The 13,245-nt window shown below is 53.8% G+C and carries 11 protein-coding genes; 8 read left to right on the top strand and 3 right to left on the bottom strand.

The genetic code is table 11. The features are described from left to right. Positions 1 to 73: 73 nt before the first annotated feature. The 3 genes from WX88_RS22520 to WX88_RS22510 form a co-directional block, all read right to left on the bottom strand. Entirely contained in the window at positions 74 to 664 is a 591-nt protein-coding gene (locus tag WX88_RS22520) for a C40 family peptidase (protein ID WP_231590772.1), read from the bottom strand. Between the two features lie 236 nt (positions 665 to 900). After that, on the bottom strand, positions 901 to 2,547 hold the full coding sequence (locus tag WX88_RS22515) for an amidase (RefSeq protein WP_046246687.1): 1,647 nt from the start codon (positions 2,545 to 2,547) through the stop codon (positions 901 to 903). Between the two features lie 206 nt (positions 2,548 to 2,753). Further along, the gene (locus tag WX88_RS22510) at positions 2,754 to 3,251 is read right to left on the bottom strand and encodes an acyl-CoA-binding protein (protein WP_046246686.1); all 498 of its coding nucleotides are present in this window, start codon (positions 3,249 to 3,251) and stop codon (positions 2,754 to 2,756) included. A 200-nt stretch (positions 3,252 to 3,451) separates the two neighbouring features. Here WX88_RS22510 and asnB point away from each other — a divergent pair, with 200 nt between their 5' ends. The 8 genes from asnB (at position 3,452) to WX88_RS22470 (ending at position 12,831) form a co-directional block, all read left to right on the top strand. Beyond that, positions 3,452 to 5,356 (top strand): asparagine synthase (glutamine-hydrolyzing), encoded by a 1,905-nt coding sequence (asnB, locus tag WX88_RS22505; protein ID WP_046246685.1) that lies wholly within the window; start codon positions 3,452 to 3,454, stop codon positions 5,354 to 5,356. A gap of 64 nt (positions 5,357 to 5,420) precedes the next feature. Next, complete coding sequence (locus tag WX88_RS22500; RefSeq protein ID WP_046246684.1) at positions 5,421 to 6,764, top strand: UDP-glucose dehydrogenase family protein; 1,344 nt, start codon at positions 5,421 to 5,423, stop codon at positions 6,762 to 6,764. 69 nt (positions 6,765 to 6,833) lie between these two features. Beyond that, a complete protein-coding gene (locus tag WX88_RS22495) occupies positions 6,834 to 7,781 on the top strand; it encodes a UDP-glucuronic acid decarboxylase family protein (protein WP_046246683.1) in 948 nt (315 codons plus the stop codon). 6 nt (positions 7,782 to 7,787) lie between these two features. Continuing rightward, positions 7,788 to 8,210: a sugar 3,4-ketoisomerase gene (locus WX88_RS22490; protein ID WP_052732996.1), complete on the top strand. Its 423-nt coding sequence runs from the start codon at positions 7,788 to 7,790 to the stop codon at positions 8,208 to 8,210. Next, positions 8,192 to 9,148, top strand: coding sequence for a hypothetical protein (locus WX88_RS22485; RefSeq protein WP_046246682.1), 957 nt, complete (start codon positions 8,192 to 8,194; stop codon positions 9,146 to 9,148). The genes WX88_RS22490 and WX88_RS22485 overlap by 19 nt, the downstream gene beginning before the upstream one ends. 75 nt (positions 9,149 to 9,223) lie before the next feature. After that, positions 9,224 to 10,288: a DegT/DnrJ/EryC1/StrS family aminotransferase gene (locus WX88_RS22480; RefSeq protein WP_231590771.1), complete on the top strand. Its 1,065-nt coding sequence runs from the start codon at positions 9,224 to 9,226 to the stop codon at positions 10,286 to 10,288. Positions 10,289 to 10,343: 55 nt separating this feature from the next. After that, positions 10,344 to 11,273: a glycosyltransferase family 2 protein gene (locus tag WX88_RS22475; protein ID WP_046246680.1), complete on the top strand. Its 930-nt coding sequence runs from the start codon at positions 10,344 to 10,346 to the stop codon at positions 11,271 to 11,273. Positions 11,274 to 11,319: 46 nt separating this feature from the next. Then, positions 11,320 to 12,831, top strand: a complete 1,512-nt coding sequence (locus WX88_RS22470; protein WP_046246679.1) for a DUF6056 family protein — start codon at positions 11,320 to 11,322, stop codon at positions 12,829 to 12,831. The last annotated feature ends 414 nt before the right edge of the window (positions 12,832 to 13,245 follow it).

The raw sequence follows: 13,245 nt of genomic DNA, 5'->3' as shown, positions 1-13,245 counted from the left end.
CGCATTACGGTAATTTTAATATTTGTTAAACCCGACCCAATACGGTTTACACTATAAAAGTAGTGGGCTGATTTCACAGTTTGGGTCGCACGGCCCGAATAAAACGACTAAGATAATAATCAGACTCTAAGCTGTTTTCGACTACCCCGAGCGACGTAGAAGCGTGAATGAAGTCCACTCCTTCGTCGTCTGCCACTGTTACTAGGCCTACGTGAGTGATGGTGCGGCTGCCAGGTGAGGCCCCAAAAAAGACCAAATCGCCGGGTTGCAGGTCGGTTGTCCTCACTGGGTCACCCCACACGGCCTGCTCGTTGGATGAGCGGGGAATATTGACGCCGGCTTCTCCAAATGATAGTTGGAGTAATCCTGAGCAGTCGAGGCCCACGCGGGTAGTACCGCCGAAGAGGTAGGGAGTGCCTTGGTAGGAGCGGGCAGCCTCTATCACCGAAGCCAGAGTACCCGTAGCGCTGCCCGTGCGGACAGGCCTTTTAACAACTACTTTGGTTTTGGATCCACTGGCAGTCGTGCCCACTACTTTGGTTTTTCCCATCGGGCGGCCACTGACGCGGCTGCCGCCTCGCTTGAGGCGCACCATTTCGCGGGCGGAACGGTACCGGCCATCGCGATAATTGAGCTTACGGCTACAGCTAGCCAGCGAGAGCAAAGCCAGTAGAACCGGTAATATCTTCGTTGTCACCCTCCGCATTAGCAGCAAATATAGTTTATGCGGCCTGTTCAGTTTATCCGCTAAGGAGTTTCAACGCCCTGAGGTCGGAATTATTTGTCGTACTCTAAAGGTATTATCGCAGCCCCGGCATACAGGAGCCATTATTATCGTTGGAAGCACTTGGCCCTGGATTGAAAGCACACGCTACTACTTCTGCCTGCAAGATTAAGGCGTCACTCCGCTACTGTGGACCGCATATGGGGCGCTGCTCGCTTGTGCGTGGCTTGCTCGTAAGCGTACCCCAGCGCCAGCAATTGGCCTTCGTGGTAAGCGGGCCCAATGAAGGACAAGCCCACCGGCAACCCATGCACCTGGCCCATGGGTACAGTGAGGTGCGGGTAGCCTGCCATGGCTGCAGGCGACGAAAAATCGACTCCGGTTGAGTAGTCTCCATTCACCCAGTCGATGCACCAAGCTGGCCCAGTCGTCACGCCGATGATTGCCGTGAGTTGATTATCGCGCAGTAGGCCATCTATGGCATTGCGCGATGCTGTTACGGTTTTCTGCACGGCGGCCTGGTACTTGGTGTTATTCAGGCCCTCGGTTTTTTCGGCAGCAATCAGCGTTTCCTGTTTGAAGAATGGCATGGCCTCAGCTGCATGGGTATTATTGAATGCAATGACCTCGGTTAGACTACGCACGGCGGCCCCCGCGCCGGCCAAGTACTTATTCACACCTTCTTTGAATTCGTACAGCAACACATCGAATTCCGCATCCCCAAGTAGGTTTGTTTGCTTCACCAACTCTACTTCCACAACAGTAGCACCTTTCGCCTTGAGTGCCGCAACCGCCTCCTTCAGCAGTGCCGCGACAGCTGGTGGACCATTCAGGTGCGCTTTTTCCACGCCGAGACGCTGGCCGGTTAGGGAATCGGCCTTGAGGAAAGTAGTATAGTCGGCCGGAAGAGGAGCGGGGCTGGGAAGTTTGGCGGGGTCCGCTGGGTCGGGACCCACCAAAGCGCTGAGCAGAACGGCCGCATCGCTAACGGTGCGAGCCATGGGCCCGGCCGTATCCTGCGTACTGGAAATGGGAATGATGCCGCTGCGGCTGAGCAAACCAACGGTGGGTTTGAGGCCGACCAAGCCATTGCACGAGGAGGGCGACACCACCGAACCGTCCGTTTCGGTACCGATGGCGACGGCGCACAAATTAGCCGAAACTGCCACGCCCGAACCCGAGCTGGAACCGCTGGGCGAGCGGTCGAGGGCATAAGGATTGCGGGTTTGGCGGCCGCGGCTGCTCCAACCGCTCACTGACTGCGAGGAGCGGAAGTTGGCCCACTCGCTCAAATTGGTTTTGCCCAGCAGCACGGCGCCGGCGGCCCGCAGCTTTTGCACAATGAAAGCGTCCTGTTTAGCCTTATGCCCGACCAAGGCCAGTGCGCCCGCCGTAGTCATCATCTGGTCGCCGCTGTCGATGTTGTCTTTAATGAGCACCGGAATGCCGTGCAGTGGGCCGCGCACCTTACCACCCTTCCGCTCTTTGTCAAGGCTATCGGCAATGGTAAGGGTATCGGGATTAGTCTCAATAACTGCTCGGAGCATGGGGCCTTGCTCATTCAGGGCCTTGATGCGAGCCAGATATTTCTCGCACAGACTGCGAGCGGTTTCTGTGCCCTTGGCCATACGGTCTTGTAAGTCTGCCACGGTGGCTTCGTGCAAGGCAAATGCCTCATCAGACGTACTCGCGGGTGCGGAGGCGCCGCCAGCCGCAACCTCCGCCGACGGCTTATCGGTGGTCGATTGGCAGGCTACCACTGGCAGCAGCGCCGCGGTAAGAGCGGCACGGGTGCCATGATTCAAAAAAAGACGACGGTCCATAGAGGCTGAAGCAGGCAGTAGGAGCGGAGCAACAACTCCGTTATGGCAATGATACTGCGCAATCAGCGGCCGTACTATCCGCTTAGAAGCCTTTATCGTTGGCTGCTATCAAGAGGAAAATAATAAAAAATTAAAGTCGGCCTTTGATGAAGCCGACTTTAATGGTGCAAAAAGCGCTGTGCTGATTTACAGAGTTAAGATGTTGCTTATTTCGATTGCTGCCCTTTGAGCATATCTTCTCCGCCATAAGGTGCTCCGAAAGTGATGTCGCCTTGCAGGCCGCCGGCAGTAGTCTGGCCGGGGCCTTGGTTGGGCTGACGGGCTAGCGTAGTATTATCCGTTTCATCGTCGGGACCTCCGCTTGGGGCGTTGGTAGCTGCCTCAGTTGGTACCGTATTAGTGGGGGCACCGTCTGCGCCTCCGCTCGTAATTTCGGCAGCGCGGGCCACATAGCGCCGCTTGGCTTCTTCTTCAGGGAGGCCTTTGAACTGATTCCATGATTCCCATTGAGCTTGCGAGAGGCCGGCGGGGCCGTTGGCTTGGTCGGCGGCCGTGGGGTCTACTTCATCAGTTTTCATATTCACGTCGCCCTCGGTAGCTTGCTTAAATAAGCCGTAAAGTTCGGTCATGTGTGCGGCCGCAACGCTGTCGGGTAAGTTGTTTACTTGCTGGGCAGCAGCTTGAAATTGTTCGTCGATGTTCATGGATTGGGAAAGAAGCAAGGTGAGGCAATGAGGAAAAGCGCTGATAAACAAAGTGCTAATAGCGCTGCGAGGAGATGTTGGCCGAGGCTGGCCAAAATTCGTAAAGGCGGCAATCTCAATGAAGTTCGCAGCCATTTGCGCTCCTAACAATACCTTGAGGCGGACCTTTAGGTTACGAGGTCGTACTTTTACGAGCTACTATGTGCGGAATAACTGGAATATTTGCCTTCACGGAAACGGGCCGTCAGTCGCTGCCGAACCTGCAAGCTGCCACTGATGCCATCATTCGCCGTGGCCCCGACTCGGAGGGCCACTTCGTATACGACCAGTGCGGACTGGGCTTTCGACGGTTAGCCATTCTCGACCTTTCGGCCGATGGCAACCAGCCGATGACCGACGCGGCCGGCCGGTACACCATCGTTTTCAACGGCGAAATATTCAACTTCCGCGAGCTGCGCGAAAAGCTCATCCGCCGCGGCTGCGAGTTTCATTCGCAGACTGATACTGAGGTAATTCTTCAGCTCTACATTGCCGAAGGCAGGAGCTTTATTAAAAAACTGAACGGCTTTTTTGGCCTCGCCATTTTCGACAAAGAGGAGAACTCTCTTTTCATTGCCCGCGACCGATTCGGCGTGAAACCCCTGCTCATTTACCGTGATGAGAACCAGCTGTTTTTTGCTTCAGAAATGAAGTCGATGATGGCACTGGGCGTGCCGCGCAAGCTCGACTACGTGGCCCTGAGCCAGTATTTGCAACTGAACTACATCCCCGGTCCCGCCAGCATTTTCAAGGGAGTGAAAAAGCTGCTGCCCGGCCACTACCTCTACATCAAGAATGGTAAAGTGGTGGGGAAAGCTTGGTACAAGATTCCTTACGACGCCAAGAAAGTTGCTAAAAACAAGCTCAGCTACGAGCAGCAGCAGCGCAAACTGGTTGAGTTGATGGATGGCGCCGTGCAGCGCCGCCTCGTGGCCGATGTACCGTTGGGGGCTTTTCTGAGTGGTGGCATCGACTCCAGCGTGATTACGGCCCTCGCTGCCCGGCACACGCCCCACCTCAACACGTTCAGCATCGGCTTCAAGGACGAGCCCTTCTTCGATGAAACCAAGTACGCCAATCTTGTAGCCAACCGCCACAAGACCAACCACACGGTTTTCTCCCTGACCAACGATGACCTCTACAAGCACATCCACGACATGCTCTCGTACCTGGATGAGCCATTTGCTGACTCTTCGGCCCTGGCCGTGTACATCCTTAGCCAGCGCACCCGCCAAAAAGTAACCGTAGCTCTGAGCGGCGATGGCGCCGACGAAATGTTCGGTGGCTACAACAAGCACATGGGCGAGTTTAAGGTACGACAGGGTGGCTTCAAGGCCGAAGCCGTAACGGGTTTGGGCTTTTTGTGGGACATGCTGCCCAAATCGCGCAACAGCTTCATTGGTAACCGTGTGCGGCAGCTGCAACGCTTTTCGCGCGGCATGACAGCCGGCGTTAAAGACCGATATTGGGACTGGGCATCCTTTGCCTCGGCCGAGGAAGCCCGCAGCCTACTCAGCCCCGACAGCCGTCGCAAAGTGGGCAAGAAAGCTGCTGCCAAGCGTCGCAAAGACATCCTGGAGCATTTACACGCCGACGGCGACCTCAACGAGGTGCTGCTTACGGATATGAAGCTGGTGCTGCCCTACGACATGCTCACGAAAGTCGACCTGATGAGCATGGCGAACTCGTTGGAGGTACGCACCCCATTTCTGGACTACAAAGTCGTCAATTTTGCTTTTTCGTTGCCAGTGAGCAGCAAGGTCGATGCGAGCATGAAAAAGCGCATCGTGCAGGATGCCTTCCGCGCTGAACTGCCCGCCGAACTCTACGACCGGCCCAAGCACGGCTTCGAAGTACCGCTGCTGAAGTGGATGCGCGGGGAGCTCCGCTCCTTGATTGAAGACGATTTGCTGCGCGATGAATTTATCGAAAGTCAGGGCATTTTTGACGTGGATGCTATTCGCACACTCAAATCTCAGCTATTTTCGCGCAGTCCTGGCGACGTGCATGCCCGCATCTGGGGCCTCATTGTGTTCCAGACGTGGTGGAAACAGTATATGAAATAATAGCGAATACTAGTAACAGAACTACCTTTGCTCAGTCCGAATCAACCTTAAGTAAACTCTCCACATGAAAATAGCAGTAGTGGGTACCGGCTACGTCGGTCTAGTAACAGGAACTTGTTTTGCCGAAGTAGGCATCGACGTGACCTGCATTGACATCGACCAGAAAAAGATTGACAACCTACACAAAGGCATTTTACCCATCTACGAGCCTGGCTTGGAAGAGATGGTGAGCCGCAACGTCGAGAAAGGGCGATTGCACTTTTCCACGAACCTAGCCGATGCTATTAAGGATTGCGACGTGGCGTTTATCGCCGTAGGCACTCCCCCCGGCGAGGATGGCTCGGCCGATTTGAAATACGTGCTGGCCGTAGCGCGCGGCATCGGCGAAAATATGAACAGCTATGGTGTTATCGTTACTAAAAGTACCGTACCTGTAGGTACGGCCGCCAAAGTGCGCGCCGAAATCGAACAGGCCCTGGCCAAGCGCGGCGCCGACATCGAGTTTGACGTGGCTTCTAACCCGGAGTTCCTGAAAGAAGGTGCTGCTATCGACGACTTCCTCAAGCCCGACCGCATTGTGGTGGGCGTAGCCTCCGAGCGAGCCGAAGAAGTGATGCGTCGGCTTTACAAGCCCTTCCTGCTCAACGGTCACCCCATCATCTTCATGGATATTCCTTCCGCTGAGATGACGAAATATGCAGCCAACTCCATGCTGGCCACGAAAATCAGCTTCATGAATGACGTCGCTAACCTGTGCGAAATCATGGGAGCCGACGTGAACAAGGTGCGACAAGGCATCGGTTCCGATGCCCGTATCGGCACCAAGTTTATCTACCCTGGCATCGGCTACGGTGGCTCCTGCTTCCCTAAAGACGTAAAGGCTCTGATTAAAACAGCCCAAGAAAACGGCTACGACATGCAGGTGCTACGAGCCGTAGAAAGCGTGAATGAGGAGCAGAAATCGGTGCTGTTCGACAAAGTAAGCCGCCACTTCGGCGGCGAGCTGAAGGGCCTGAAAATGGCGATATGGGGCCTCTCTTTCAAGCCTAAAACTGACGACATGCGTGAAGCTCCGTCACTGGTAATCATCGAGAAGCTGCTTGCCGCTGGCTGCACCGTAACCGTGTACGACCCTGTAGCTATGCCCGAAGCGCGTCACTCTCTCGAAGATACCGTGACGTATGCCAAAGACGAGTTTGCCGCTTTGATAGACGCCGATGCGCTACTGGTAGTAACGGAATGGCCCGATTTCCGCTCACCAAATTTCGACGTCATTGCGCGTCTGATGAAGCAGAAGGTCATTTTTGATGGTCGCAATATCTACGAAGCCAATGAACTGAAAGAGCTAGGGTTTGCCTACCATTGCATTGGCGTGAAAACAGAGCACAGAGAGCCCGTAGTATCCTAAAACAAAGGCGAAAGCTTTATAAAGAACTTCAGGCTGCGGCCAAAGCAGCCTGAAGTTCAACATTTACTTATGTCCGAAGAGAAAAAACGCGTACTAATAACCGGCGGAGCTGGTTTTCTGGGCTCCCACCTTTGCGACCGGTTTCTGGCTGAAGGCTACCACGTCGTCGCCATGGACAACCTAATTACGGGTTCGCTCCAAAACATCGAGCACCTGTTTGGGCGGCCCGATTTCGAGTTTCATCAAGCCGATGTGAGCAAGTTTGTGTTCGTGCCAGGCAAGCTCGATTACATCTTGCATTTCGCCTCGCCTGCCTCACCCATCGACTACCTCAAAATACCGATTCAAACGCTGAAAGTGGGCTCCCTGGGTACTCACAACCTGCTTGGTCTGGCGCGGGTGAAAGGTGCCCGGGTGCTGATTGCCAGTACTTCAGAGGTATATGGCGACCCCGAAATTCACCCTCAGGTGGAAGAGTACTTCGGCAACGTGAACCCCGTTGGGCCCCGTGGCTGCTACGACGAAGCCAAGCGCTTCCAAGAAGCCATCACCATGGCCTACCATAACCACCATGGGCTGGAAACGCGCATTATCCGCATTTTCAATACCTACGGTCCCCGCATGCGCCTCGACGACGGCCGCGTGCTGCCAGCTTTCTTGTCGCAGGCCCTGCGCGGTGAGAACCTAACCGTGTTCGGCGACGGCTCGCAAACCCGCTCGTTCTGTTACGTAGATGACTTGGTAGAAGGTATTTACCGCTTGTTGCTCAGTGATTACCACTTGCCAGTGAACATCGGAAACCCGTCGGAAATAACCATCAAGGAATTCGGCGAAGAAATTGCTCGTCTCACTGGCGTTGAGTTCAAGCCCACCTACCAGGCGTTGCCCGAGAATGACCCCATGAAGCGCCGGCCGGATATCAGCAAGGCCAAGGAAATCCTCGGCTGGGAGCCTAAAGTAGACCGCGCCGAAGGACTGCGTCGTACACTTGAGTATTTCAAGGAGCACGTGAAATAGACATCTATGGCTGCATATCCGGCGCCCCATCTTATTCAATTTCCAAAGTTAGGAGAACCGGGTATCGGCTATATTTCTGTGGGTGAAAGTGCAAAAGAACCGCTGCCGTTTACTGTGCAGCGGTTCTTTTGGACTTACTATACCCCAGAAAGTATCGTACGGGGCCGTCACGCCCACCACCGCACCGAGCAAGTACTTATTGCCGTGGCTGGCCGTATTATCGTCACTACGGAGCTCGCCAATGGTGATATAAATATTTTTCGCTTAGAAGACCCTTTTGTAGGGTTGTATGTGCCACCCAGTGTGTGGCATACCATGCAGTACTCACACGCGGCAGTACAGTTGGTTTTGGCATCGGAGCCCTACGCTGAAGATGATTACATCCGGGATTACGAAGTTTTCCGTCAAAGATGGGTGTCGCCAGCTTAGATCAATTGGTGGCGAACCGGGCGGCTAAGCTGGCCTACTATTCTCCCTATTATTTCCTGCGCCAATTTCCTGAAGAACTTCAGCAGCAATTATTTGGTACAGGTGTCGCCGGGCGATGGGGCCAAGAATCGGGTACGGAGATTTATTCCCCCACGGTGGACGGAACAGAGGTAAGGTGGCTGCTGAGCCACTTACCATGGGATTCTGACTATTTCGGTACTCCTACGTTCCGCCTATTCACTGGGCTTTTCGGCCCCCAAGTCACAACCGCTAAGTTGAGCCAAGCCGCTCTAGCCTTGCGCGAGTACTTAGTGGCCCGTAACGGGTCGTTCTACGTCTCTAGCATCGTGCCGGCGGAAGATGTACAACTCCTGCAAGGCCTAACCGCTGCAGGCTGGCAATTGGTCGAAACCCGGCTGACGTACTACCACGACCAACTTCCAGCATTCGATTACCCTCGCTACCCCGTGCGGGCGGCGCAAATCGAAGAAGTCGCTCATATCGGTCGCATCGCCGCGGCTGCCCGTAATCCTTACGACCGAGTCCATTCAGATGCCTGGTTCACAGAGGCTCAAGCAGATGCCTATTTAGCCCGCTATGCTGAGAACACAATAGTCAACAAATTGGCTGATACCGTATTGGTACCCAATGCTGACGATTTGCCCATTGATTCTTTTCTAGCTATCAGTGACCTCGAAAAAGACGCGTCGGCTCTCGGCACTCGGCTTTCGCGGGTGTTACTCACTGCCGTGGGGCGCACCAATCGCGGGTGGCACACAAAGTTGGTGGCCGAAACCCTCCACCGGGCCCAAGCCCTGCACCACGAAGCAGTTCTGATGACTACCCAAGCCACCAACCACGCCGTATTTCGGACCTGCGAAAAGTTAGGTTTCCGGCTTGGGGCCACTAGCCATGTATTGGCATGTGGTAGCCGCTAGCTTTATTCTTATCTTTTCCGGATGAATGTTCCTTTTCTTGCTTTCGAACCTCAGCATGCACCCTTACGCGATACCATGACCGCGGCTTTTATCCGCGTTTATGATTCCTATTGGTATGTACTGGGTGAGGAAGTGAGGCAGTTTGAGCAGGAATTCTCGGCTTTCAATCAGGTGAGCAATACCGTGGGCGTAGCTAACGGTCTCGATGCGCTGGTGCTGGCTTTGCAGGTATTAGGAATAGGCCCGGGTGATGAGGTGATTGTTCCTTCTAATACATATATTGCTACCTGGTTAGCGGTGACGCATGTAGGCGCCATGCCTGTGCCAGTTGAGCCTGAACCTTCTACTAGCAACCTCGACCCTACTCTTGTTGCCAAGGCTATTACACCACGTAGCCGGGTCATTATGCCAGTGCATCTCTACGGTCAAGCCTGTCGCATGACGGAAATCATGGCCTTAGCTGCTCAGCATAGCTTGTACGTGGTAGAAGATAATGCTCAGGCGCAGGGTGCGGCATTTGCCGGGAGGCTGACCGGTAGTTTCGGCCACGTAAATGGTACTAGCTTTTACCCGGGCAAAAATCTGGGCGCCCTCGGCGATGCTGGAGCCGTAACCACCAACGATGCCGAACTAGCCCGGAGAGTACAGGTACTGCGCAACTATGGCTCCCAGCAGAAGTATTACAATGAAGTAACAGGCTATAATTCTCGTCTCGATGAGCTACAGGCTGCTTTGTTACGCATAAAACTACAACAGCTGCCTGATTGGACACGTCAGCGCCAGCAAGTAGCTACCTGGTATAATCAGCATCTGGCCGACATTGAGGCACTACGTCTGCCAGCAATAGCCGAGGGCGCCACCCATGTGTATCATCTTTATGTGGTGCATACAGCCCACCGTGATGCTCTTCAGCAACACCTGATGGGTCAAGGCATTGGTACGATGATTCACTACCCCGTGCCACCTCACCTCCAGAAGGCGTACGCCAACCTCGACCTGCCGGCGGGTAAGTTTCCCATCGCAGAGAAACTCGCCGCCACTTGCCTTAGCTTGCCCATGTGGCCCGGTATGACGGAGGAGCATGTGGCCATTGTAGCTGCGGGTATCCGTAGCTTTGAGCTACAGATACTTAGTAAGTAAGTCCTTATAAGCTTGTGAACCGGAAACCAGCCATATAAAATCAGCAGTATTTTCAATGCCCAAGCTCTCCGTCATCGTTCCCTGCTATTACAACGAAGACAACATCCCAGTGACAACCCGGGAGTTGGTGGCGAATGAGGCTGGATTTCCATCCGAAGTCACTTTTGAATACGTATTTGTAAACGACGGCTCAGGAGACGATACCTTGGGGGCTCTGCGACGGGCGCAAGTGCTCTACCCTGGCCGTATTCGTATCGTCGATTTAGCCGGCAATGTGGGTTCCTATAATGCCATCGTGGCCGGAATGGCCCATGCCACTGGCGACTGTTTGGCTGTCATCACTGCCGACCTGCAGGACCCTCCTGCATTGATGGCGCAAATGTATAGCCATTGGCAGCAGGGCTTTAAATTGGTCATCGGAAACCGCCAGGACCGTGAGGAAACAGGCTTTTCCGAGGTCATGGCCCGGTTTTTCCACTGGCTGATGAAGAACCTCGCCCTCCGTAATATTCCTGATGGCGGCTTTGACTTCGTTTTCTTCGATCGTCAGGTAGCACTCGAAGTCCTGAAGCTCCATGAGCGTAATTCTAATGTCTTTTACCTCATGATATGGCTGGGATTTGCCTATGTTAGTATTCCGTATACCCGCCGCAAGCGCCAGATTGGCAAGTCGCGCTGGACGCTTTCCAAAAAAATCAAGCTGCTAGTCGATTCGCTCCTGGCTTTTTCCTTCGTGCCTATTCGGGCTATTTCGGCATTGGGCCTTAGCCTTGGTGCTATTGCCCTAATGTATGGTCTTTATGTGATTGCCCTCAAAATTGCGCGGCCAGACGAGCCTGCCGGCTGGACTACTCTCATGGTAGTACTTCTCTTCGTCTCTGCTTTCCAGATGATTGCACTTGGTGTCATCGGCGAATATGTATGGCGGGGATTGGACGCCGCTCGCCAGCGGCCACTGTACGTGGTGCGGAAAACATATGATTAATTAAAAGCATATATAACAAGTTTTGCATTGTTGCCTCCACCACATCATGCGCAACCAAAAACGACTGGCCGTGCTGCTGGTCTTCCTGACAGTGCTTCCCTTCGTAGTGTTGAGCTTCTATAGTCATCCGGGAGCTGATGACTACTCCGACGCTGTGCAACGGCGTGACTTAGGCTTTTGGATAACCCAACGTGACTTATACCTGCATCTCACGGGCCGTTTATTTACCTCTGTAATTCTCACCGAAGTCAGTCCGTTGGCGCGGGGCTTACTCGATATCTATTGGTTAGTACCACTCCTTACATTAGGACTATTACTCGTTAGCCTATATACCTTGCTCGGTGCCTTGCTGGGTGCTGTATGGTCCAGCGCTACTCGTGGGCTGACGGCTACTGTCTTGTTGGCTCTGTGGCTACTTCAAAATCCCAGCGTATCTGAATCGGTCTATTGGTTCAATGGGCTAGCTGTATACACGTTGCCCACAGTAGTACTGGTTTTTTGGCTGGCTACATTGGTAAGCTACTGGCAAGCCGAGGCTGGATATCGTAGTCGCTGGTTGTTCCTAAACCTATTACTGGGAACGTGTTTACTATGGTCGAATGAAATAATTGCCTTACCGCTTCTAGCGGCGGTAGCCGCTCTGGGCCTGTGGGAATGGTGGCGGCGTGGTCCTCGGCGCGTGGCGCTAACAGGGATGGGGCTGTGGTTTAGCGTCGCGCTGGCAGTGTCATTGTTTGCGCCCGGCAATATGGCCCGGGCTGCCATAATTGACGTGCCCGTATCCTTGTCCTGGATGGTGGCTGGTTCTATAGCCAGTTCAGGATATCTATTGCTGAACTGGGTAAGTAGTGGTGTACTACTATTCAGTACCCTATTGGCTCTTCCGGCTCTGGTTCGTGTAGTGGCAGTGCTGCCACCAGCGCTGCGTCGGCTAGCTAATCAGCAGCCAGCCCATCTACTGTTGGCAGGGAGCTTTCTACTAGCTTTATTACCCCTTGCAGCCCTGCCTAGCTACTGGGCTACGGGCGGACTGATGCCGCCTCGCGCTCGAGCTAGTATGTACTTGCTTTTCTTATTAGGATGGTTTGCGACAGTACTGACTGGCCTGCTGGTAGCCCGCAAAGCCACGTGGCTGCAACGTCTTAGCGTGCACCCCGAATGGTCGCGACCTATTACTATCCTGCTGTGGGCTGGGCTCTTCCTCAACCTGGCTACTGACCACAACTTGCGTGTAGCTCACCGTGATATAGGTCGAGCCAGCAACAACGCCGTGCTAGCTTATCACGACTGGGTAAGCGGCAGTGCCGCTCGCTACGATGCGACCCTCCGCGCCCGTTACCGCCTGCTGCGGACTATACCAGCTCAGCGCCTCCAAATAGCGGCCTTGTCGAAAGCAGCTCGCCCCCAAACCTTGCTTTACTACGATATCACGACTGATAGTACTCATGCAATCAATCGGGATTATGCGCTTTATTTTCATCAAAAAGCTATTTGGGCTGGTCCTGGTGGGCAGGAACCTCCCCCCAAGTTCTACCAGCCCCCGGCTGAAGATAAATAGTGTGTTCTAAAGAATTAATCTTGATGCGTGGAATGTAGCAGCTATATCCGTCGGAAGCGGACAGTAAGTGACGTACATTTATACAGTATCTGCGATAGCTATTTCTGGGATTTTATGCCCAATGACTCGCTCTTGCACCATGCAAATAACTACCGTTTTACTCGATGGTATTATGAGGGCAAAAAGTTTCACCTCGACCCAACAAAAGAGAATGTGCTTCTGCTAGAAATGGTGGAGCGGCAAGTGCGAGCTACTTCGATAGACACGTCCTACTTACATAGCCGCTTAGGCGTGGTGAGTAATAAGTCCCTGGAATCCGAGACAGATTTCCACCCACTGTGACCTCCTCCTGACCTCCTCCCAGTAAATTAGACCAAGCTAAAGTAGAGAAATCAGGCACTTGTCGTACCTTAA

This window comes from Hymenobacter terrenus (assembly GCF_000972495.1).
Classification (GTDB): domain Bacteria; phylum Bacteroidota; class Bacteroidia; order Cytophagales; family Hymenobacteraceae; genus Hymenobacter; species Hymenobacter terrenus.
The sequence above is the reverse complement of the archived record's forward strand: the minus strand, read 5'-3'. Positions and strand labels throughout refer to the sequence as shown.